This window comes from Halobacillus yeomjeoni, assembly GCF_020171525.1.
Lineage (GTDB): Bacteria > Bacillota > Bacilli > Bacillales > Halobacillaceae > Halobacillus > Halobacillus yeomjeoni.
The window spans coordinates 501092-524850 of record NZ_JAIVAI010000001.1 but is presented as its reverse complement, the minus strand read 5'-3'; the positions used below and the strand labels follow the sequence as shown (position 1 = coordinate 524850).

The window sequence follows — 23759 nt, the reverse complement described above, 5'->3', positions numbered from 1 at the left end:
CATTTTGAACATTCCCTTCATTATACGAGAATACAGCCAATATAAATATAAAAAGTTCCATCTTTTGGATGGACTTTATGGAGGTGTTCCTATGATCCATACAGTACTGCGTGGGGAAACCCTTTATCAAATTTCACGTGATTACCGAACTCCATTACAGTCAATCATTCAGGCTAACCCGACAATCAATCCGAACTTGATTTATCCCGGACAGCCGATCATCATCCCTGGTTACCCAGATACAAGCACCCTTCCTTACCAAATTGATATCTCATTGATGAAAAGAAGGTTAAGATTGATGAGGGATGGAAAATTAGTCAAAGAATATCCTATCGCTGTCGGAAGGATTCTTCATGAGACCCCCGTAGGTGACTTTATTATCATCAATAAAGCCCCTGACCCGGGCGGTCCATTCGGTACGATGTGGATGAGTTTGTCAAAAGAACATTACGGCATTCATGGTACGAATGATCCAGGTTCGATTGGAAAAGCAGTTTCTCTTGGTTGTGTAAGAATGTATAACAAGGATGTTGAGGAGCTGGCCTATACAATCCCTATCGGAACGCCGGTCTTTATTCATTATTGATGTTCATGAGTAGCAACCATACCCGGTTGCTTTTTTCTATGGCTAAGGAAACTTGTTTATTCTAATAATAAGTTTACTTCCATATCCGCATGGAATAAATCTCTTTAGACCTGAAAAAAGGAGGCTGCCCGCATGTTCTGGCTGAGTCTTATCTTTGTCTTTTCATTCGCACTTGCTCATTATATGGCAAAGTATATGAGCTTTTTGAGCGAGATCCCCAGGAGCCGTTACCTCTCGGCGGCTGGAGGAATAGCGGTATCTTATGTATTCTTGCATCTTCTTCCAGAAGTGAGTGAATCACAGGAAGTCATACACGAAGCTGGCATCTTCAGTTCTTTATCAAATCACGCTTATTTATTAGCTTTATTGGGTCTGTTTTTATTTTACGCCTTGGATCAAAGGGTAAAAACGACAAAAACAACAGCCAGACAAGGAAAAAAAGAATCGAGTGCTTTTTGGATACATGTGGCCTCCTTCTTTTTTTACAATGCTTTGATCGGCTATTTACTGATCAAGGAGGAGTTTCATAGTGTATTTGGAATGAGCTTTTATTTTTTTGCCATGCTTGTTCACTTCATTACAGTCGACCACAACTTACGTTCTGAACATAAAGAAGTATATGATCGTTACGGCCGGTGGATATTGAGCGTAGCAATCGTTATCGGCTGGTTTATCGGTTTAGTTACAGATATTAGTGAATATATGGTATCTCTATTGGTGGCCTTTTTGGCAGGTGGCATTATATTGAATGTCATCAAGGAAGAACTCCCTGAAGAAAAAGAGAGCAGTTTAGGGGCATTCGCTATGGGTATTGTAGGATATTCACTTCTTTTATTGTTTTTGGAGTAGTGAAAGCTTTCATCTGTTATCCCCCCTATCCATAATCCAGCTACTCTTATGACAGAGTTCCCTTTTTAACAACCTCGTGATATACGTTTTTACCTTTCGACATCGATTCCCTTAGACATCCCTTGCATAAAGCTGAATTTTTTAAACTTTTATTTCACTATTTAGTTGAATAAAGACCTTTAAACTGACACTGTGGTGGTTGAGCTCTTGATAGGTCTTTTCCTATGGTGTACGGTTTTTGATTTAAATTTCATAGTCTACTCCTCTTAATGTACGTTGAATCATTCTGATTTGACCACGATGATTGATTTCATCTTCCAAAACATGAAACCATAAGTAGTAATTATTATATCCTAATCCGTTCGGCCATTCGTTACGTTCATAAAGCCATTCATCTGACTTTCTTTTCAACATGCACAGAGATTGATTACGCGTTTCCTTCATTAAATCGGTATAAAATTCAATAGGATTCCCTTGAATGTTCTTTCTTCCTAATTCACCTAATTCCAGGGCTGCCCCCCACTGTTCGAACTCAGCCTCATTGATATCTCTATTTTCAAATGAAATAAGTTGATGGACTTTTTCGATTGCAGCCATATGCATCAGTAAAGCTCCAATTGTGTTTCCCCCTTGTCCAGGTATACGATCCAAATCTTCTACCCTCAGCGCTTCGATTTCACTTATTGTGACTGCACGGACATGCTCTAACATAAAAACAAGTTCACCGATTTTATCCGTATACCCTGCTGCCGGTTTGCATTCATATGTAATCATGGGTATCCTCCTTAGTTTTTGTATATTTAACTATTTACTGGCATGTCTGTGATAGAAATATCATATAAATTTAATAATATTTAAAAAAAGTTTTCGACATGTTTTTCCTGTATTTATTATTTTTAAGGGGGGTTAGATTAGCTTTCTTTCATCAATTCGACAAAACTCTACTGAAAAAAAGTATAAAAACCCCTTCATAGCGAAGATTGTTGAACGTTTGGAGGTTTACGTTCGCTCAAATGACGGTATATGCTAAGTAATAACAAGAATATATCGTTCGTTTGGTCATGGCTGGTACTTCAAATCAATCTTAGGAGGAGAGAGCATTGAACATTAAAGCGGGGATCTGGTGTAAGCTGACACACAAAGACAAAATGATTTTGTTAAAGGCGATCAGTCAACAGTCTCTTTTGAAAAGTGCTTAACTATGCCATTTGACTCAACATACGAACTTTCACACCCCTATTCATATCCTTATACAACTATTGTATATAAGCTATATTTGAACAACCGTTTACAATTGGTATTACGATCCTACTTACATCCATTCGATAAAAAAACCCTACATCCCTTTTCTGTGGCATAATTTGCTGAGCTTTTTACTTATTCACTTCCAAAAAGGGTTCCTCTAAAGTAATTGTAGAATAATATTACTTCCCACCTTCCGGACAGCCTTAGCTGTCTTTTTTTGTTGTTAAAAATGAACCAGCTGGGTATGTCTGAGATTTTTATTGAGAACCATTGTTTACATAACAATATTATCGAATACTAATAAAATCACATTGATTTATTTTTTATCCAGTGACCTATATAATAAACAAGCCTACTCTCTATTTGTAAAGGAGGCGTTATGATTTATGCCTAACCAGGAACCGAATAAAATTTTGATGGCTGCGTTATTATTAGCCGGCACATTCATAACCATACTGAATCAGACCTTGATGATCACTGCTATTCCACCAATCATGAAAGAAATGTCGATTACAGCCAACTCTGCTCAATGGCTGACTACTGTATTCATGCTGGTCAACGGCGTCATGATTCCTGTCAGTGCATTCTTAATTGAAAGATTCACTACTCGACAGTTATTCATGGCTGCTATGGGTATATTTACGATTGGTACAGTGATTGGTGGATTAGCTCCTAATTTCCCTGTACTTTTAGGTGGGCGAGTTGTGCAGTCGATGGGGGCCGGTGTGATGCTTCCTCTTATGCAGACCGTCTTTTTAATGATATTCCCCCTTGAAAAACGAGGAGCAGCGATGGGCTATATAGGACTTGTCATTTCCTTCGCTCCTGCTATCGGCCCTGCTTTGTCCGGATGGGTGACAGCTGCTTATTCTTGGAGACTATTGTTTTGGCTGATCCTTCCTCTTGCTCTTATAATAATCATTCTAGCTTCCTTCATTTTGAGAAATGTGACTGAACTTACCTATCCGAAGGTTGATCCACTATCTATCATACTTTCGTCTATCGGATTTGGAGGTTTATTATATGGCTTCACGGTAGCGGGTAATGAAGGATGGACGCACACCTTCACCGTTACATCGTTACTCGTATCAGCAGCGGCTCTTACCTTATTTATCTTTCGTCAATTTCGGATGGAACGTCCGATGCTTGAATTCCGTGTTTTCAAGTATCCAATTTTTACGATCACTACGATCATCGCAATGATTGCTTTCATGGGATTGATCGGAGCAGAAACTCTTATCCCGTTGTATATGCAGAATATGCGCGATTTCACGGCTTTTGAATCCGGTCTTGCCCTGCTGCCCGGGGCTGTGATTACAGGGATCATGTCTCCTATCACAGGGAAGATTTTTGATAAGATCGGGGCAAGGATGCTTTCCATTGTAGGACTCTGCATCATAACAGGAGCTTCACTTGCCTTTTCCTTTTTGAGTATCGAAACGACATTCATTGCCATTACCATACTTTACGCAATAAGAATGTTCGGCCTTTCAATGGTGATGATGCCTGTAACGACTGCAGGTCTTAACCAGCTCCCGAAAAAATTGATACCACACGGTACAGCGATGAACAATACGATGCGGATGGTAGCTGCTTCTGTAGGGACGGCCATTCTGGTCACAGTCATGACGTCGACAACACAGAACGCTCAAAATGCACCTGCTATAGAATACCCTGGCATCCATGGAGTGAACGTCGCTTTCATTGTTGTAACAGCTCTTTCGTTAGCGGGAATCTTATTAGCTGTATTTGTGAAAAACACCGCGCCTAAGAAGCAGAAACAAATAGAAGAGGCTAAAGAAATGGAACGGACAAAAAAAGCAGGAAATGCTTAAAATAACAAAGCCACCGTCTAAAAACGGTGGCTTTCATCTATTTAAATGCTTTATCTACAGGATAATCATCCAGATTCAACGTCATTTTTTCTTCCACTGCCAGTTTTGCCAGTTCAGAACCGACGAAAGGGCCGCTGGTCAGCCCTGATGCCCCCAGTCCATTAGCAAAAAGTACATTACTGAATTCCGGCAGCCTGCCGAGGACAGGTAAAGAACCCGGCGTAAAAGGACGGTAACCTACTCTCGTCTCAATATAACCCGCCTTTTCTAAACCGGGTGCTACCCTGAGAGCTTTATCCAAGAGTTGATGGACCCCGCCTGGAGTGACACGTACATCCATTTTTCCTTTTTCTTTGGTTGCCCCAATGACCACTCTTCCACCTTTGAATGTCAACATATAATGGTTGAAAGGCGGCAGCACTACCGGCCAATGAGATGTATCCGTATTTGGCAGCTGCAAATGGACAATTTGAGCCTTTTCAAAACTGACTCTGGCTTTCAACCCTAAAGGGGCGAGAAGCTCACGGCTCCAAGCTCCATTAGTGATGATAACCTGATCCGAGAAAATCTCTCCCCCCTCATACGAAACACCATTCACATCACCATTCCGTATAAGTAACCGAGCGTCACCTTGAATCATTTGTGCCCCATGACGTTCAGCAGCTCGAAGCAGCGCACGGTTTACTGAAGAACCATTGACTTGAGCTCCTCCACTGATATGTAGAGCGCGATAATTTTCAGCGAGCACAGGAAACATCTCCTGTGTTTGTGAAGGGTTTAACGGAGTCAATCTTCCCATTTCAGGTGTTTGATTAACCCTCTGTTCAGCGATATTCATTTTCTTTTCTAATTTTTCCTTTGTATCAAAAATATTGATAGCACCGACTTGAGCATAGCCTGTATCCGTTTCGCCTTGTAATTCAAGGTCTTGAATCAAGTCAGGATAGTAACGCGCCCCTTCCATCACGAGCTTATACCAAGCTTGATTACTTCGATTCGTCAACCATGGACAAATGATACCTGCCCCGGCATTCGTTGCCTGCCCTGGTTCCCCACGGTCGATGATGATAACTTCTTCTCCTTTTTGAGCGAGGTGATAGGCGGTCGAAGATCCGAGTATGCCTGCTCCAATGATGATGTGTTTCAATCCAGGACTCCTTTACATTCTGACTTTAATGATGTCATTGTACAGAAAAAAACGTGTCAGAACAAATTAGTAGCGTCAAAATCTACGCTCTGAATGGACAAGTAATCCATCTTTCATCCTTAAGGTGACCAAAGGAAGTTTTTCTGGAATGTATTTCGGGTCTGATAACGTGAAATGAAAGTTCTTGATTAAAGCTCCTAGCAAGATCATCGATTCTGTCATAGCGAAATGCTTACCAACACAGATTCTCGACCCTCCTCCAAATGGAAAGTACACAAAATCAGGGACATTAAGTAACTTCCCTTGCTTGAACCGGGCTGGTATAAATTTTTCAGGGTTGTCAAAGTAAGCGGGATGACGATGCATAAGATAAGGACTTATCATTATTGTTTCCCCTGTCCTTAAACCGACGTCCCCTACCTGGATATTCTCGACGGGCATTCGATTGATCAACCACGCAGGAGGGTATAACCGCATACTCTCTAAAAACACATCTCTCATAAAAGTCATTTCTTTTATTTCTTCCATCGTAGGGACATCTTCACGACAAAGTTCGTCCACCTCCGCTTGTAATTTCAAGTAAGCCTCCGGATGGGTCAACAATAAGTACATCGTCCATGTCAAGGCAGTAGCTGTTGTTTCATGGCCTGCCAGAAAAATGGTCATTACTTCATCACGTAATTGCCTGTCACTCATTCTATGACCTTCACTGTCTTGTGAATATAAGAGTGCGTCCAGCAAATCATTGGATCGATTTCCGGTTTTCTTGCGATTCAGTATGATTTTCATGATTACTTCATCCAAAGTATCAATAGCTTTTTGAAATTGTTGATTTTCTTTTGTCTTAATGAATTTTGGAGCTTTAAAAAACGAACGGACTCTTTTCGTGATGATTTCCATCGCTTCTTCCAAAGATCTACCTACTTGTTCCTTTCCATCCAGCATATCAGCCCCGAACATCGTGGAAGCTATAATTTCAAGAGTAAGGCTCATGAAGTCATCTGATAACAAACGCTTTTCTTTCTTACCCCATTCTCTTAATGAGTCTATAGTTTTCCTTCGCATTTCTTCCCCATAAGTCAGGATGTGACCAGGGGTAAAGGATGGTTGTACAATTTTTCTGTGTTGTTTATGAAGAGGTTTTTCACTTAGAAGCAGACCTTGGCCTAATAAAGGAGCAAGCTCTTTATACGGCTTAAACCTTTGAAATGCGTCCTCTTTAACTACTAATACTTGCTTAATCAGGTCCGGGTCCATGATTAAAGTCACTCTCTTGTTTGCCAAACGAAATCTAACTACGTCTTCTCCAGTATCCAAACCTCTTTCTAAAAATGTTAAAGGGTCTTTTCGAAAACTATTTAATTGCCCCATTGGTGTTCGACTCTTTAAATGATACATAGTCAACCTCCTTCAACTTCTCTACGTAAGAGTATTGAAGGGGTGAGAAGGTTATGACAAAATTTCGGAATTAAAAAAGCCCCCAATCCCTGGGAGCTCTTCTATTTCATAGTTAATCGTTACCCTCATCGTTTCCACCAACATCGTAGGTACCATCAGTTCGTCCGTAAGAATGAGGCATTCGATCAAATGCTTCTTCACGTTTTGATTGTTTATTCTTGTTTGCTTCATCACCATAAAAACGGTTGCGGTTGAAGCCGAAGTGATCCTTCAACATAGCAAAAAATAATGGACCAGCGATTAAAGCTATCAAACCTAGAAATATTTATAAATTATGAGACAAATAATCCCCCCTGTATTCGGTTAAGTATTATGATATAAAAAATTTCCTGGAGTATATCATGTAAAAGAAATTAAAAAATATGCAGTCTTAAGTAGCGATGGATGAAGTAAGCTTGTCTGATGTGACCTCTATACTTCCTTATTGTTTCACATTTCACTTTTTTTGGAAACAACCATTTTAGTCATAGAATTTCCTGAATGATAATACCCAGGGTTATAAGTGACCATAATTCAATCAAGATGTTATTTTATGAAAAACTACAAAAAAACAGCCTCTGATGCAGAGGCTGTTCTTCTTCCTATCTTATTTTTCAATGTAGGCATACTTGTAAGTGTAGTCCGGCCCCATTGGGTTGACCGTCACATTTTTCACGTAAGGCTTCCACAACTGAGCTCTGGCACGCTGGTACAGTGGTGCAAGGACGGCGTCTTCTTTAATCAGGAGTTTTTCTGCTTCTAAGAAGTTTTCAAAACGCTCCACCGGCTTCTGTGCTAATTCATCTCCGGCTTCTTTAATCAAAGAATCATATTTTTCACTAGAGTAACCTGTTTTATTATTTCCGCCATCGGTTACCCACAGATTCAGGAATGTATTCGGGTCAATATAATCTGGTCCCCAACCATAGTTCTCAATATCATAATCCATGTTTGAATCGCGCTCGAGGCGGACTTTGAACGGTACACTCTCAAGTTTGATAGAAAGACCTTCCAGTTGCTCCAGTTGATCTTTAAGATAAGCATCTAAATTTTTCGCATTCTCCGTATCTCCACCAAGGAAACGAAGATTTGCTGTTTCAATATTGAGCTCTTCTTTGGCTTTCTTCCAATGTTCTTGAGCTTTTTCAACATCTGTTTCTACAAGCTTCCCATTAATTTCACGGAAATCTTCTCCGGATTCAGGGTGACTGACAAAATTCGCAGGCATATTTCCTTCTCCAGGTACAGAGCCGTTGTTAAGAATTACATCTACCATACTCTTACGATCGATTACCATTTGTATTGCTTTACGAGCATTTTCATTGGCAAGAATTTCGTTTTGCTGGTTCATTTTCAAGAAGAAAATTACAGGCTCTTCTTCTACTCGGAAGTCAGAACTAGAACGGTACTCATCTACGAATTCTGAGGATAAGTTGACACGATCAATAGCGTCTGTCTGATAAAGGTTGACGGCAGAAGCTGTGTCTTTTACAACTTTTACGTTGATTTTATCAAGTTTTACTTTATCTGCATCCCAGTAATCTTCGTTTTTCTCAACTGTCCATCCTTCTCCATGATTCCATTCTGTCATTTTGAAAGGACCATTAGCTAATAGATTCTCAGCTTCCATGGCATATTGATCACCTTGTTCTTCCACGAACTCCTCGTTCATCGGCAGGAACGTACCGAATGTCGTCATGGATTCAAAATAAGGTGTAGGCTTCTCAAGCGTCACTTCGAACGTATAATCATCAACAGCTTTGACACCTAATTTGTCAAGTTCCATTTCACCTTTGGATACAGCTTCGGCATTCTGAACGACTCCGTTCATCATGTATGGGCCATATTCAGATCCGACTTCAGGATCAACAGCACGCTGCCAGGCAAAAACAAAATCATGAGCAGTAACTGGATCACCATTTGTCCATTTCGCATCATCACGAAGGTTGAAGGTCCATTTCAAACCATCTTCACTCACTTTGTGATCCGTCGCTATACCTGGTTCAGTTTGACCGTTTTCCCCCAGGCGGTAAAGTCCATCTTTTGTAGAGCCAAGCCATTGGGAGGCAATGGCATCAATTGTCAGGGAAGAATTCATCGTAGGAATTTCTGCTCCATCAACAAGGTTTAAGACTTGTTCAGTTTCCTCTCCTTCTTGTTTTTTACTATCATCCGCTGGTTCACTTCCATTCTCACCGCCGCCATAACATGCTGCTAAGAACATAGTCATCGCTAGAGTAGACATCAGTATGTACCATTTAGAATTTCTCACACACATACCCTCCTGAAATTGTTGAAAATTTATGTATTTTTAAACACATGTCCCGAATTATATCGTTGTAAAGGCTTACTTGCAAATGAACGGATTTCTTAAAGGAGTCTAATAGAATAGATTCATTGAACTATAATAATTAACGATACAGGTCTTAAGAAACCTCTAACTGTTAATACACACCATTTACAGCATGCCATATGACATGTGATTTCTTAACTACTGGTCAAGATCGAAGTTCACTAATATGAAACGCATAATTCAAAAGTCCACATTTTGTTATACTCCTCTTAATAAAGAGGTAATCTGGTTGGCAACAAAGAATCATTGAACGTTCGACTGACTAAAATCCTGTTTTTTTTCAAGAACAAGGACTTTAAGCTCATTTATATTCATGTGTAGCTGACGATAATTAAATCATAAGGCTTAATATTGTAACAATTATGTAATATAATGAGATTAGAAAAGTCGAATAGCGAACAGCCTTATACTTTAAGGAGGAGTATATGATGAAACAAAAAGAGAATGAACTGAACGAAGAGTGGTTGGATCTTGTAGAATATGCTATGGGTTCAGGTCGTACGAAAACTGAATTCCAACAATTTCTTAAAAATAAAGAAAAGAGCATGGGATCTACTGAGTGGAAGAACAAAACAAAAAAGCAAAAGCAGTATAAAAATAACGTAGTTTTATTCCCAACAGATAAATACTACATATAATTTCTTTCCAGTAATAATTTTTTTACCATTCCCTACCGAATGGTCGGATTGCGACTATTAAATACAGGGTAAAGAATAATACCGCTAATTCAATAGAGATGATTTTCTTGCCTTTGGTCAATGAAGGTTTTTTCCGCAGGATCCATATAAATGATATAAGAAATCATCTCATTTTTCCAAAGCTACCAAAGGGGGAAAATGATGAAAGCGTTAACTAACAGCTTACTTGTCAAAACATATGTAAAGGCTAAACAAATGAACCTCTCGCCTGATTTTATCGGATTGGTAACATCTGAAATGGAGGAACGCAAACTCTCTAACACAACCAGACACCCAGATAAAGGTAGTAATATTAAGTACACAAAAAAAAGCAGATAGTGCTTTGACTACCTGCTTTTTTTATATGAACTCAGGCGGATGCCACCCTGTTTCTTCCCTCATTTTTTGCTATATATAATGCCTGATCCGCTTTTCTGTATAAATCCCTTGTATCTCCTACAGTACCTGGATATGTCGATATTCCAATCGAAACGGTAAGGTTTATTTTGGTATGACCGTTATGAATGTCAAATGAATGTTGTTGTATGGATTTTCTTATTCTCTCTGACACCTTCTTCGCTTCTTCCTCAGAACATTTTGGCATTAAAACTGTGAATTCCTCTCCCCCGTTCCTGGAAACGAAATCACTCTCTCTTGATTTCTCTAATAAAATCTTCCCAACTTGTTTAAGGATTTCATCACCTTCAGGGTGCCCGTATGTATCATTTATGTGCTTGAAATAATCAATATCAATGACCGTCAAAGAAAGCATTTCTTTTTTCTGTATTGCCTTAGTTGCTAACCGGTTGAAAGTCTGGTCGAAACTCCGCACATTATTCAATCCCGTCAGTGGATCTTGAAAAGCATTTCGTTCATATTCTTTCATCAATTGGTTTGTTCGTCTTAAATACTTGTTCGTGTACACAGAAACGATACCAGCAGCAAAGGTGAACCCTAAATAAATGAAGACCAGCTCATTCAAAAATGCTGCATTTCCGATCAGTTGATAGACGATGATACTAAAAAAGAAAACTGATACAGCCATCATGGTTATACTAGCTTTCCATAAACCGTTGATCGTTTTTACAATTAATATGAACGATGGAATAAGACAAGCTATGAAAATTAAATTCGCCATGGCCGAAGCATTTACTCCAATAAAGAAGCGCCCTATAATGATCATTATTCCTGTAATAAGGGTTGGAACCCAACCTCCAAACAAAGTCGCCAGCATCAGAGGAATATGTCTGAGGTCAATTAAAGTTTCCCCATTGATTTGAATGCTGAAGTGCATCAACAAAATAGCCAGGACGCCTGTGAGAGTACCTAAAGTGATTTTCGCTCTCAAACTGTGTTTATATGAGTATAGAATTTTTTTGAATAATTGATGATATAAAAATAAGCATGTAGTTATAATCGTCAAATTGACGAATAACTGCTCATACATAAGCAACCCAACTCCTTGCCATACGACGTTTAACCTTTCACCTCGTAAAATAAAGTGAAATTTGTATTCTATTGTACAGGAATGTCGAAAAAAATGATAATAAAATCGTTTTTCAAAAATTATTGCCTCGTTCAGGAGGCTTTTATTTTTGGTACTTAATTATTGGAGAGCATCCCCCATCAAAAAACACCTTCTTTGAACATTAATCAGAGGTATAGGAATAATTTGTATTCTTCAAAAATTGGATTAATCATCTTGTTCTTTTTACCTGTCATGACTTATAGTTTTTTCCTCGCTTTACCTGTATGATGAATAGTACTAGACGTTAAGTAATGAAACGTTATATGAGAATGTTACGTATACATATGAAGCATTCATTACAAAAACTGATTTCTAAACTAAGGAGGATAAACAATGACGAAAAGGATCGTTGCCATTATCATTGCAGCCGCCCTTTTATTGGTTGCTCTTACATTTCAAAGCATTAATTTCTTTATCAATCAGGATTTCTCTGAAAACAATCCAGCAAAAATGTTTTCCGGAAAACAACAGTTAGGTGAAAAAGTCATCGAGGAAGGATCTGAGATGAGCCGGATAGCAAGAATTAATATTGAGGGAGCCATTATTAATACTCCGGGTTCATCATCCAACCCATTTGGTGGAGGGGGATATCAGCATGACCATATTATGAAACAGCTACAGCAAGTAAAAGAAGACAACACGATCAAAGCCCTCCTTCTTTATGTGAATTCTCCAGGTGGGGGCGTTTATGAAAGTGCAGAAATTCACGATAAGTTAAAGGAAATTAAAAAAGCTGGTAAGCCTATCTTTGTTTCCATGGGAAGTATTGCTGCATCAGGCGGCTATTATATCTCCACACCGGCTGACCAGATTTTTGCATCCCAGGAAACTTTCACAGGTTCATTAGGCGTCATCATGGAAAGCATCAATTATCAAGAACTCGCCAATGAGTATGGGGTGAAATTCAATACTTTCAAAAGCGGTAAATTCAAGGACATTATGAGCCCGGTCAGAGAAATGACTGAAACGGAACGTGAAATTATTCAAGAACTTGTAGACGAATCATACGAACAATTTGTTGATGTTATTGTTGAAGGTCGAGAACTTCCTGAAGAGAAAGTATATGACTTGGCTGATGGGAGAATCTACTCCGGTTCTCAAGCAGTTGAGAACGGCTTGATCGACCAAATCGGTTTCAGAGAAGATGCATTGAAAGCTTTGAAGGATAAGGTGGGTGGAGACCCCAAAGTCATCGAATTCAGAAACAACATTGGATCATTCTTTGACCTCCCACTCGCACAAAACTTCATGCCAAACAGTGAAATTCGCTATATTGAGAAATTAATCAGTCAACGTCAAGGGCCGACTTTGATGTATATGTACAGTGAATAAGGAGGGACCTGAAATGGAGACGATCGACAACCAACCACAATTTTCTATCATAGATAAACATAAAGCAGATATTACAAAGCTGATCTATGCAGGATTTGGTATCCGGTTCTTCGCTTATATCATTGATTTATTAATTGTATGGAGTGTCAATTCGATTATCATAAGACCCTTGCTCAGGCTTTTGAATATTGAATCTGCAAAGCTTTGGATCGAGATGTTGAGTGCTGAAAATATTTTAACGTCCATCATTTTTTTCCTTTACTTTATTCTGATGACGAAATATTTCAGGGCGACTTTAGGAAAAATGATTTGTGGTTTATCAGTGGAATCACTTAATGGTAAACCACTTTCCAACGGCCAGATCATCTTCCGGGAATTCATTGGGCGTTATATAAGTATGGCTGTTTTCGGTCTTCCCTATCTGGTAGTTGCGTTCACAAAGCGTCACCAAGGAGTCCATGATCTGTTTGCAGATACTTCAGTAATCAAAAACAGATTCCAATCTTTGTACAGCGCGTTAGAACACCAAGCAGAAGCAAACGAGTCATGAATGAAAGCCTGTCTATGTATTTAGACAGGCTTTTTTTGTTTGAGTTTTGCTGTATAATGATGGGACTTTACGATTCACCAAAAACTTCTTTGAGACATTTAGCTTCTGTTTAACCAGCATGATCCGATCAGCATTTCTATTCGTAGTACTGGCTTCTTCTGCATACAATGGGTAGAGGATTTTCCCATAAGTTGAGATAGCGAGGTGATTACATGAATAAAATAAGCTCCCTGCCATTTGCACAATGCGGTGATACTTTTCAACCCACTCTGCCTGAACAGTGGTCACGAGGCGAGCCGCCAATCTTATTGGGCAGCGTGGCCATCAATCCAAAATTTATCGAACGGCCTCATGTGTTATTGAAATTTTCGGAATTCTTTCAATTTACACTTGTCGGTCTAAGCCCAAAACTAAAAATCACATATCGTTTATCCAAAGAGGTTAAGAATGAAGATCGGAAAGAAATTTTGAATGAGTGGGAATTTCAATTCGCAGCAGCCGAAGAAGACTTCGGGAATTTAGACACAAACCAACCTACTGTTCTCAATTATTGTGACAGGCTGGATAAAGAGGGGAAAAACAGCACCACATATCGGATCGAAATCATTGAGATACAGAGAAAAAACGTTAAGCGATTGGATATAACGAATACGTCATTTACCGCTACTGTTATAAGCGGCCAGGGTGAACCTTCCCGCCCTTATAACGGAAACAGGGTCAGACGATACCCTTCTAAATTACATCCGTCCATTTATGAAATCAGCCGAATGCAGCATCTTCAAAATGGAAATCCTAACAACCCCCCTTTTATCGGATGTGGTAAAACATTCAATCCAGTCCTACCCCAAAGCTTAAATAGAGGGATGGCTCCAGTATTATTGGCTGAAGTGACTGTGAATACTCAAAAGACAAGTCAATCGGGGACTCTTCTCACATTTTCGAGTTTCATAAAATCCATACTGAGACAAGATCATTTTAATCACTTGAAATTTCGTTTGGTGAGAATATGCTTACCCAGCGGTAAACGTGATGTCTTGATGGAATGGCCATTTTTACGGGAGTTTCCAAGTGATACCGATATTAATGAGCCTCTCGTCTACAATTTCTGTGATCGATATACGAAAACCATCTGCAAATACCGTATGGAATTAGTCGAAGCCAGGTTGTCTGTACAATCTTCATTTGATATATCTAACAAGAGTCTGACTGCTCAAGTATTCAACTATCGTCACGGGGGATATGAATTATTCAAAGGGGAGGGAGTTTCCCATGAAACATGATCCTTATATGCCGTATATCACATGTGGGAAGGTTTCTGAGAATACTCTCCCTGTCCACCGGTCAGTAAATGAAGGACCGATTGTTCTTGCTGAATTGAAAGTTCACAGCAGACATCCTCAACCTCATGTGTTATTAAATTATTCCCAGAACTTGTCTTATCAAGTATTAGGAGAAAACCCTGAAATACAGCTCACCTATCAACTTGTGAAAACTCCCTATAAAGGAGATCCAGTGCTATTAGAAACTTGGAATTTTGGTGTTTCATTAGTATTTCCAGCAAATGTATCTGATTTGAACACTGTTGAGCCCTTGGTCCTCAACTACTGTGATCATACTGATATTACTCCTCAAACTCAGATTCATTATTCTTTTCAACTTTCAGAAATCAAGACGAATCACTCTTCTATCGAAGTTTTAAGCCAAACTGCTTCCGCAATTATATTAAATGTATGAAAAAAAGCCGCTCAACATTGGTTTATGAGCGGCTTTAATATATTTATAATGTCATTTGAGCTTTTGGACATTGAGCTCTCAAAATTTCCAGGAAAGTTTCTTGATCTTTAGGAGCGATTTTGACACTCCTCCTTACACCTCCCTCATAGAATATTTCAATCGCATCTGAAGCGGTCAAAACTCTATATCCGCAATAAATATCCGCTGTGGTATTATAACTGATGATTTTGTCGTATGGAATTTTACTTCTGATGGGTCCGCCTTTGACTAGTAAATAGTTTTCGTTAAGCTCATACCTTATTTTAGTTACGGAAACGATGAACGATACAAGTAAAAACAAATAAATAGAAGACCAAACAAGGATAAACCAAATGTTATGTGTCGCCTGATTGAAGAAAAAAGGAAAGACCAACATAAGTGTCATATTGGTAACCGCTTTTGTCATGAGTGTGCGAAAGTGCGAATCTCTTGCAGCCTCAAAGACCATCAATCCATTGCCTCCCTTATGTCAAAGTTAAGTATAATTATTTCAAAATTCTAACAAATAAGCAACTATACCTGATCTTAGCTCTATAAGGGATGATATAACCAAACGAAGTTTTTGTTAAAGAGCACTTACCCAAGTAAAAATAAGGACCAGCAGGTAACCAGAAAGAGCTGTAAAGATGATACGTTTGAATTCCATCCCAGCCTTCCATTCCATCAATGCTCTGAATGTGATAAGGGTGGTCAAACCTGCTAAAAAAGAAGCACGGGACAATTCTTTATTCGGGTCATAAAAAGAAAAGTACATTACACCCAACAATAAAAAAGAAACAATCACTGCTTCCCCCCACCGCTGAACAGAAGAAACAGGCGGTATGTTCTTAGTCCTTCGGTCATTTTTCTTCCACTTATTCTCAACCCACCAGATACTAAGATAATAAACTACAAACACTCCTGCCATCAGGTACCATTCCATGTAATCCCTCCGTCATTTATGCATGTAATATATGTATGTGGAGTATGTAATGGAAAGAAGTCAGGAATACATATTCAAAAAAGGAGCACTCCCTATTGGAAGTGCTCCTTTTATGCCCACCGCGAACACGGTTGATACCTTTTGCTCTTTGATTTACACGGGCAGCCATTTCTCGTTTCTCTATATTTGTTTCGTGTAAGTAAACCTTTCAATTCATGGCCAACCTTAATCTACAAGAGTTTTGTATACGTTTATGATTCTATTTTTCATGGTTAATTCTTTTGTTGAATATTCACTTTTGGATTTTACGTAAGACAAGAAATATTCTTTACCTTCTTCAGTCCAAGTGACGACAACACTTGGTATTTCCTTACTATATGAATAGTAAACCTCCCGACCTTCCACTACTAATTTGTCAAATTTTTCATTCTTTTTAATATGACCGAAATTAAATTCAAAATTGGTAACACGATATTCTAAAAACTCTTGAGGACCTATTATGGGTCCTTTTCTTTCCAAATCTACGTTAGATCCTTTTGGGAAATACCGGAGCGTAATTCCTTTATGGAAAGGATCATTTATTGATTCAAAAATTGTTCCTTCCTCAACCCCTGCTTGAAAGGGTATGCTTTCTGGCAGCTGAAAGTGGAAGGGCATTTCTTGTATAGCTTTTTCTGCTTCAACCGTTTCGTAATTTATAAACCCGTGTTCTTTTCTCTCAACGGGGATGCTTATTTTATTTGACTGAGAACATGCAGCTAAAAATATGATGGTGAAAACTAATAAACTTTTCAAATGTAGTATCATTCCGTCTTCCTCTCTGTTCAAAATCGACATTAAAATATCCCTAACATAACACCTGAATAAGACATCGCCACCTTTTCAATCTATACAGTGTTTATATCAATACTAAAGGGAAGTTTAGAATTATAGAAAAAACAATTCACTTGTAAAAAACAGTTGTATCATATACCTTGTACCGTATGAATGTATAAATAGCGAGGTGGTTTCATGGCTTATCACAATACTCATAAAATAGGGATACGAGAAAATTTACTTCAATTTTCTTTACTTGTCCTAATAAACCTATTTGTAGGTTCAATGGTGGGACTTGAGAGAACCATATTACCAATGATCGGTGAGGAGCAGTACGGTATCGCTTCTACGAGTGCTGCGCTTTCCTTCATTGTCAGTTTCGGATTTTCTAAAGCAATCATGAATTTATTTGCGGGAGATTTGGCAGATCGTGCAGGGCGTAAGCGAGTTCTCCTCATCGGCTGGAGCATCGGAATTTTTGTTCCGATTATTGTCATATTCGCTCACACCTGGTGGTTGATTGTATTCGCCAACGTATTGCTTGGAGTCAATCAGGCATTGACTTGGTCGATGACCGTGAACATGAAAGTCGACCTCGCCAAGGCCAACGAGCGTGGACTGGCTGTAGGCTTCAATGAATTTGCCGGATACATCGGTGTGGCTGTCATGGCAGCAATTTCCGGCTATGTAGCTTCCACTTATTCATTGACTCCTGAACCATTTTATCTTGGTATCATCATAGTTTTGATTGGGTTTGCCCTTTCTTTATTTACTAAGGATACAGGAGGGCATTTGAAGGTTCAAAGCGCTGCAGAAAAGAAATCAAATGATGAGATGATTTCTTTTCGTGAAGTATTTTTCAAAACCTCGTGGAAAAACAAGAACCTGGCCAGCAGCAGCATTGCAGGTTTGACCACCAACTTGAAAGACGGCATGGCTTGGGGGTTATTCCCAATTTTCTTTGCAGCCGGAGGCCTCTCAGTCGGACAGATCGGAGCCGTTGTGGCTGTCTACCCTGCTGCATGGGGGTTCTTTCAATTATTCACCGGAGCTCTTTCTGATAAAGTAGGGCGCAGGTGGCTGATCATTTTTGGGATGACCCTGCAATCCCTATCATTATGGTGGATTGTTTTTATGGATGGGTTTGGATTATGGATGACTGGGTCGTTATTCTTGGGCATCGGTACAGCAATGGTTTATCCTACAATCATCGCTTCCGTCAGCGATGTCGCTCACCCGAATTGGCGAGCTACCTCTTTAGGTGTATATCGTTTCTGGCGTGATAGCGGATATGCTTTCGGTGCTTTGATCGCAGGTTTTATCGCTGACTTAATCAGTGTCGATTGGGCCATCGGTCTGGTTGGTCTCCTTCCGCTTCTCGCTGGATTGAATGTATTGATAAGAATGAAAGAAACCCTGCATAAAGATGAATAGACTTTCAAAAAGGAGCGTCCATTTTAGATGCTCCTTTTTTTCATGATTTTTTTTAAACAAATTCACAGTATTTGTTTAAACCACCCCGTTTATTTTGGGAAATCTTTTCTTTTCGGCTCTTTACCGCTGACGTATTGTCTATATGAAGTGATTGTTCCATCGAGTGACACAAAATACATTCGATTATCTTCTGGTTTTTACACCAATGTAAAAAAGACTCTGCAACTGTAACAATACCTGGATGTGATTTTATTCAATTGGAAGAGGGAGAATTCAAGCAAGTGAATAAATACTACGACTCTCTTTTTTTATTAGCCCAAATGGGGATACAAATCGGTTAATTGTTACACACAAAAAGACCTTCGAATTCTTCTAAGGTCTTTTTGTTTTGTGGAAAAATATTTTTGCATCCAATGAACATTGAAAACATTGTATCAGGCCTGTCTACCTATGTACTCTTCATAGTAATAGTTTTTTGCTTCCCAATCTTTACCACCATCTAAAAAACCTTTCACTCCTCCGCCTAAGGCTATGATCAAGGTCACCCACCATAATAAAGGGTCATAAACCATCGGAACAATACCCCAAAATGTATTGGATAATGCGTTTCTTATTTGAAAAAGAAGCTTATGGTCACTCCAGCGTAATTCCCATAATTCCCACAATTCATCATTTGGTTTTCTACTCATTTTTGATTGATATATAAAGTCAATGTAGATAATCAGGATGAAAAGGTAGAGGATCACAGGGACTGGATTAGAATAGGTCTGCATGGATCCAATGAGGAGAACAAACCCGAGAAAACCATACCACGAATTTTTCATAGATTTCAGTCTTACTTTCTTTTGGTTGAAGCTTTCTTGTTCTATCTTATCATTCATTTGGCACCCCCTATTCCCTGAATGGTCTATCAGCAGGCATCTATATGCTGTACGAACAAACAGCGGAATAGTTTCATAATTATGGTAATTAAAATGAATGATTCATCTTTATTAGATATCGTTTCCTTTAGATAATACTTGAGCTAAATAAACTCCACTTGCAGCTGCCTGCGAAAGTGAATGGGTTTCACCTGAACAGTCCCCTGCTACATACAGCCCTTTAACTTCTGTTTGAAAATAAACATCACTCACCAGCTTCGGTTCATAGAATTTAGCATCTATTCCATAGATTAAACTGTCCATGTCAATAGGTTCTTCCAACAAATCTTCCAACCTTCTTAAAAATTCCATTAATACTTGGATGTAACATTCGGGAACTTCATCATGGATGTTCCCTGGCTGTGCCATTAAAGAAGGTACGACTTTATTTCCTTCAAGGGATTGTGTAGGCTTTACTCCAATCAAATCTTCCAACCGTTGCACCACCACTCTGTCTTTCCCACGATTAATGGAACCTATAATTTTACGGGCAAAATCCATAGCTTCATGCTGTGAATGAAAATATTCAGGTACGAAAAAGGTAAAATTCAAGTTGCTTCCCGGAGAATTCTCTTCATGTTGATTTTGACCGTCAGGCATAACCAGTCCATGCTGATACTTCCTGATGATCCTCCCGCGCGGATTCATACAGTAAGTGGTCCCGGAGTATGTCTCATATACAAGTTGTAGTTTCGTTTCAAACGTATGCTGTAAAATTGAGGCTAATTGATTTCCCGGCATTTCCACCCTCAAACCTAAATCGAGGCGTGTCTCGCCGTGGTGGATCCCCAGCTGATCCAGTTGTTCTGTCATCCATTCACTGCCACTCATTCCTGTTGCTAACACGACTCTTTTCGTTTCATATGTATTGTCCTCGGTGATAACTTTGAAACCATCAGATTGAGGAATAATAGTTTCTACCAAAGTGTTGAAACGGAAATCAACTTTTTCCTCTATGGATTCATAGATGTTTTGGAAAACCTCTTCAGCCAGCCTTGTACCTAAGTGTCTGACCTCAGTGGATAGTACTTTTAATCCCTTCCGCTCAGCACGCAGCTGCAGAGATTCATTCAGAGTGGAATAAGTTTTGACCTGATCTGCGCCAAAACTACAAAGGATATCGTCCACATGTTTCATTAAATTCAATGCTTTTTCTTCACCGATTTTTCTCCCCAATTCTCCGCCGAAATCATTTGTATAATTGAATTTCCCTTCTGATTTCCCGAGTCCTGCAAACCCCATATATTTATTGCAGGGTCCTTCACATGTACAAGAATTTCCTTGATCGGTACCACAGGTCCGTTCTTCCAGCTTGCTTCCTCGATCGATAACCAAAAGATTCAAATCACCTCTTAGTTTACTCAATTCGTATGTGAGGAAAACACTGCTTACTCCTGCACCAATAATGATTACATCATACATAAATTCCACTCCCTGTTCTGCTAAGATGAAGTTTTATCGATTTTCTTTTAAAATAATACAAAGAATAAAAAAAGAAAAGGTGATCGTTCTATGTCTATTATACCGATTGAATTTTTCCAAAAGCCCACTTTAGAACTGGCCCGGGACTTGTTAGGGTGTGAGCTTGTCAAAGAAACGGATGAAGGTACTGCTTCAGGATATATCGTAGAGACAGAAGCTTACATCGGCCCGGAAGACCGTGCTTCTCATAGCTTTAACAACAAACGGACAAAGCGGACAGAAGCGATGTTCGGACCTGCTGGAACTGTCTATACCTATGTGATGCATACCCACTGTCTTGTTAACGTGGTCAGTGCTGAAAGTGAAAAACCTGAGGCTGTACTCATCCGAGCAGTCGAACCAGTGATAGGGAAAGATCTTATGTACAAACGTAGAGGTGATAAGAAGGAAATAGACCTTACGAACGGACCTGGTAAATTGACGAAAGCCCTCGGAATCATAAAAAGTGATTATGGACGTACGTACACCGAACCTCCCCTTTATCTAAGAGAAGGGATAAAGCCGGAATCGATTTCTAGCGGAAAGAGAATCGGCATCGAAAATTCTGGCGAAGCGCGTGACTATCCTTGGCGTTATTGGATTACCGGAAATCGATTCGTATCGAGATAACCGGTTGTTGTCTTTCGAATTGAATTCGCTCAATAATTCTAAAGGAAAAAAGATGTCTTAATACTATTCAGTGGAAAGCTTGCGAAATGGAAGTCTATTCGAAAGTTTTCCACCTTCCTATTGTAAAATCTCCCTCTCATTCTTATTAAGAAGGCTGAACTTTGTTCCAAAACTTCCATTACAAAAGAAAGGAATAAGAAGGAATTGGATCAGTATTTGTAGAAATAAAGCAACACCAATGGTATTTAATGGTAACTCGAAGGGTGATGAGAGGGGAAAGCAAATGGATGGATTTACGAAAAGAGAAACGTTTCTACATTTTTTACTGACTTCGATTAGTATTTTGCTGATCGGCTCGCTTCCTTATCTACTGTTTAATATGAAAGCTCAAGTAGAGGTTTTAAAAATGATACATATGAAAACCTTGGATAACACTTTATTTTTATATGACACCATCGTATTCAACTTTCAAGAATACACTCTACATATCTACCAAACGATTAAACTCCTTTTCACCGGTGGCGACGCTGAATATTATTATAGAGGAGTCTACCGGCCGATTTTCCCTGAATTATGGGAGTTATTTTTAAAGTCTATGACCTATATGATTCTCGGCTTGTTCTTTGGTTTGCTATTGGCTCTCGTTATGACTTTCCTCGTTATGTATTTCTCGAGAAAATACAGGGCACTTCCTAAAATCATTCTTTTTTTCTTAGAATCTCTCCCGGACATTTTCATCATTTTAATTATTCAAATTTCTATAATTTGGACATATAAAAAAACTGGTTTATTAGTGTTCGATATTACGAGTACCGCTGATGGTGATCCCGTCGTCGTCCCCATATTTATTCTTTCTTTACTGCCTGCTATCTATATGAATAAATTATTGTTACTGGCTTTCGAAGAAGAAGAAAGCCGGCAATATGTCGAGTTTGCTTTTAGTAAAGGCTTTAGTAAATCATACATCCTGATCATCCACATCTTAAGAAATTCCATCCTCACGTTTTTTAACCACTTTAGAAGTATTTTCACTTTCTTACTTGCTAATCTTCTAATGTTAGAAATCATCTTTAATATCAATGGTTTCATGACGTTCGTCTATAAGCACAGTGTTTTAAATCCAGAAATATTGACGATCAGCCTGTTTATGGTATTCATTCCATTTTTCCTCATATTCACAATTGTGCAATGGACGATTCACCGCAGCTTTCCTTCAGGAAGGAGTACTTTATGAAAAAATTCTGGTTTTCAAATAGGCTGCTGATTGCGATTGGATTGATGTTTCTCATTTCTCTCCTTTCAGCTAGTATGATTTTCGGATTTGTAATTGAACAAGATCGAACTCCTCCTGAAAAATTATTATTTGATGAAAACAACCAGCTCATTGCCATTGCTCCATTTCCTCCTTCGGTTCAATATCCGCTGGGGAGTGATATTGATGGTAATAGTTTTTTCTTGAAAATTATTGATGGGGCAAAGTATACGATTGGATTATCATTGATCATCGCCTTCGGAAGAGTCATCTTGTCTTTTTTAGGCGGTTACCTTCTTTTTTTAATGCCCTCTCAATTTAATAAAAGAATAAATAATCTTTCGGATGCGTTTCATTACACTCCTACCACTATCCTGACCTATGTATTGATTGCTCCTGTAGTCCTTACATTCAGTTGGAGTTATGATCTGACGACTAAGATCATCTACCCTGTCATCATATTAATTTTGGTCAGTGCACCTGTTTTATCAATGTATGTAAGAAATGAATTGAACCTCATATATAAAAAGGATTATGTCATCACATCAAAGCTGATGGGTGCCAATCACTTCCACCTTTATAGAAAACACGTTTCTCCTTTTCTAAAACCGAAGTTACTCCTCATGTTCGTGCAGCAAGTGGGGCAGGCCTTAATCATTTTTGCTCACCTTGGATTGCTTAATATTTTTATTGGCGGTACAGAGACACGTTTGATGGATATCGACATCGAGACCGGGGAGCCGATTTACCGACATTTTTCCATGTCAAATGAATGGTCAGGTTTAATCAGCCAAAATTTTGAATACGCGATTCCATTTCCATGGATGATCCTTGCACCTGTAACAGCATTCGCTTTAGCCATTTTAGCTGTGAATAGTATTGCCTATGGATTGAAAGGCCCTTTTGAACATTATCAATCAAAAACCAAAACAACTACTATGAAAGAAACCGTATCCCCCGTTACCAAAGACAAATTTCAAATGATAAAAAAAATCAGTTCCTAAGAAATTTC

At 38.9% G+C, this 23759-nt stretch carries 24 protein-coding genes; 13 read left to right on the top strand and 11 right to left on the bottom strand.

The genetic code is table 11. The features are described 5' to 3' along the window. The first annotated feature begins 91 nt into the window (after positions 1–91). Complete coding sequence (locus tag LCL89_RS02640) at positions 92–586, top strand: L,D-transpeptidase family protein (RefSeq protein ID WP_224807530.1); 495 nt, start codon at positions 92–94, stop codon at positions 584–586. Between the two features lie 132 nt (positions 587–718). After that, positions 719–1435, top strand: a complete 717-nt coding sequence (locus tag LCL89_RS02635) for a hypothetical protein (RefSeq protein WP_224807529.1) — start codon at positions 719–721, stop codon at positions 1433–1435. 243 nt (positions 1436–1678) lie between these two features. Here the strand turns inward: LCL89_RS02635 and LCL89_RS02630 are convergent, their stop codons facing one another. Next, on the bottom strand, positions 1679–2209 hold the full coding sequence (locus LCL89_RS02630; RefSeq protein ID WP_224807528.1) for a DinB family protein: 531 nt from the start codon (positions 2207–2209) through the stop codon (positions 1679–1681). Positions 2210–3066: 857 nt separating this feature from the next. On the opposite strand from LCL89_RS02630, the gene LCL89_RS02625 reads away from it, so the two are divergent. After that, the gene (locus tag LCL89_RS02625; protein ID WP_224807527.1) at positions 3067–4515 is read left to right on the top strand and encodes an MDR family MFS transporter; all 1449 of its coding nucleotides are present in this window, start codon (positions 3067–3069) and stop codon (positions 4513–4515) included. A gap of 37 nt (positions 4516–4552) precedes the next feature. On the opposite strand, the gene LCL89_RS02620 is transcribed toward LCL89_RS02625, so the two are convergent. The 4 genes from LCL89_RS02620 to LCL89_RS02605 form a co-directional block, all read right to left on the bottom strand. Further along, complete coding sequence (locus LCL89_RS02620) at positions 4553–5662, bottom strand: NAD(P)/FAD-dependent oxidoreductase (RefSeq protein WP_224807526.1); 1110 nt, start codon at positions 5660–5662, stop codon at positions 4553–4555. Positions 5663–5737: 75 nt separating this feature from the next. After that, positions 5738–7033, bottom strand: coding sequence for a cytochrome P450 (locus LCL89_RS02615; protein WP_224809541.1), 1296 nt, complete (start codon positions 7031–7033; stop codon positions 5738–5740). Between the two features lie 139 nt (positions 7034–7172). After that, positions 7173–7373 (bottom strand): hypothetical protein, encoded by a 201-nt coding sequence (locus LCL89_RS02610; protein WP_224807525.1) that lies wholly within the window; start codon positions 7371–7373, stop codon positions 7173–7175. A 333-nt stretch (positions 7374–7706) separates the two neighbouring features. After that, the gene (locus tag LCL89_RS02605) at positions 7707–9377 is read right to left on the bottom strand and encodes a peptide ABC transporter substrate-binding protein (protein WP_404813385.1); all 1671 of its coding nucleotides are present in this window, start codon (positions 9375–9377) and stop codon (positions 7707–7709) included. A gap of 503 nt (positions 9378–9880) precedes the next feature. Between LCL89_RS02605 and LCL89_RS02600 the strand changes: the two genes are divergently transcribed. Continuing rightward, entirely contained in the window at positions 9881–10090 is a 210-nt protein-coding gene (locus tag LCL89_RS02600) for an anti-repressor SinI family protein (protein WP_224807523.1), read from the top strand. A gap of 198 nt (positions 10091–10288) precedes the next feature. After that, complete coding sequence (locus tag LCL89_RS02595; protein ID WP_318245595.1) at positions 10289–10468, top strand: sporulation histidine kinase inhibitor Sda; 180 nt, start codon at positions 10289–10291, stop codon at positions 10466–10468. A 31-nt stretch (positions 10469–10499) separates the two neighbouring features. On the opposite strand, the gene LCL89_RS02590 is transcribed toward LCL89_RS02595, so the two are convergent. Then, positions 10500–11576: a GGDEF domain-containing protein gene (locus LCL89_RS02590; RefSeq protein ID WP_224807521.1), complete on the bottom strand. Its 1077-nt coding sequence runs from the start codon at positions 11574–11576 to the stop codon at positions 10500–10502. Between the two features lie 414 nt (positions 11577–11990). On the opposite strand from LCL89_RS02590, the gene sppA reads away from it, so the two are divergent. The 4 genes from sppA to LCL89_RS02570 all read left to right on the top strand — a co-directional run bounded on the left by sppA (position 11991) and on the right by LCL89_RS02570 (position 15273). Further along, positions 11991–12989, top strand: coding sequence for a signal peptide peptidase SppA (gene sppA, locus LCL89_RS02585; RefSeq protein ID WP_197316275.1), 999 nt, complete (start codon positions 11991–11993; stop codon positions 12987–12989). A gap of 13 nt (positions 12990–13002) precedes the next feature. Further along, positions 13003–13539 (top strand): RDD family protein, encoded by a 537-nt coding sequence (locus LCL89_RS02580; protein ID WP_224807520.1) that lies wholly within the window; start codon positions 13003–13005, stop codon positions 13537–13539. 212 nt (positions 13540–13751) lie between these two features. Beyond that, the gene (locus LCL89_RS02575) at positions 13752–14819 is read left to right on the top strand and encodes a DUF4489 domain-containing protein (RefSeq protein WP_224807518.1); all 1068 of its coding nucleotides are present in this window, start codon (positions 13752–13754) and stop codon (positions 14817–14819) included. After that, positions 14809–15273, top strand: a complete 465-nt coding sequence (locus tag LCL89_RS02570; protein WP_224807517.1) for a hypothetical protein — start codon at positions 14809–14811, stop codon at positions 15271–15273. Before LCL89_RS02575 ends, LCL89_RS02570 begins: the two co-directional genes overlap by 11 nt. Positions 15274–15316: 43 nt before the next feature. Here the strand turns inward: LCL89_RS02570 and LCL89_RS02565 are convergent, their stop codons facing one another. The 3 genes from LCL89_RS02565 to LCL89_RS02555 form a co-directional block, all read right to left on the bottom strand. Continuing rightward, a complete protein-coding gene (locus LCL89_RS02565; protein WP_224809539.1) occupies positions 15317–15760 on the bottom strand; it encodes a PH domain-containing protein in 444 nt (147 codons plus the stop codon). A 117-nt stretch (positions 15761–15877) separates the two neighbouring features. Further along, the gene (locus tag LCL89_RS02560) at positions 15878–16234 is read right to left on the bottom strand and encodes a DUF4181 domain-containing protein (RefSeq protein ID WP_224807516.1); all 357 of its coding nucleotides are present in this window, start codon (positions 16232–16234) and stop codon (positions 15878–15880) included. 225 nt (positions 16235–16459) lie between these two features. Then, positions 16460–17071 carry a hypothetical protein gene (locus tag LCL89_RS02555; RefSeq protein ID WP_224807515.1) on the bottom strand — a complete coding sequence of 204 codons (612 nt, stop codon included), beginning with the start codon at positions 17069–17071 and terminating at the stop codon, positions 16460–16462. Between the two features lie 174 nt (positions 17072–17245). Between LCL89_RS02555 and LCL89_RS02550 the strand changes: the two genes are divergently transcribed. Then, positions 17246–18484 carry an MFS transporter gene (locus tag LCL89_RS02550; protein WP_224807514.1) on the top strand — a complete coding sequence of 413 codons (1239 nt, stop codon included), beginning with the start codon at positions 17246–17248 and terminating at the stop codon, positions 18482–18484. A gap of 434 nt (positions 18485–18918) precedes the next feature. Here LCL89_RS02550 and LCL89_RS02545 read toward each other — a convergent pair whose 3' ends face one another. After that, positions 18919–19365, bottom strand: a complete 447-nt coding sequence (locus LCL89_RS02545) for a hypothetical protein (RefSeq protein WP_224807513.1) — start codon at positions 19363–19365, stop codon at positions 18919–18921. A gap of 111 nt (positions 19366–19476) precedes the next feature. Continuing rightward, a complete protein-coding gene (locus tag LCL89_RS02540) occupies positions 19477–20826 on the bottom strand; it encodes an NAD(FAD)-utilizing dehydrogenase (RefSeq protein WP_224807512.1) in 1350 nt (449 codons plus the stop codon). A 90-nt stretch (positions 20827–20916) separates the two neighbouring features. On the opposite strand from LCL89_RS02540, the gene LCL89_RS02535 reads away from it, so the two are divergent. The 3 genes from LCL89_RS02535 (at position 20917) to LCL89_RS02525 (ending at position 23751) form a co-directional block, all read left to right on the top strand. Beyond that, entirely contained in the window at positions 20917–21495 is a 579-nt protein-coding gene (locus tag LCL89_RS02535) for a DNA-3-methyladenine glycosylase (protein ID WP_197316285.1), read from the top strand. 283 nt (positions 21496–21778) lie between these two features. Further along, a complete protein-coding gene (locus tag LCL89_RS02530) occupies positions 21779–22729 on the top strand; it encodes an ABC transporter permease subunit (RefSeq protein WP_224807511.1) in 951 nt (316 codons plus the stop codon). Then, complete coding sequence (locus LCL89_RS02525) at positions 22726–23751, top strand: ABC transporter permease subunit (protein WP_224807510.1); 1026 nt, start codon at positions 22726–22728, stop codon at positions 23749–23751. Before LCL89_RS02530 ends, LCL89_RS02525 begins: the two co-directional genes overlap by 4 nt. Positions 23752–23759: the final 8 nt, after the last annotated feature.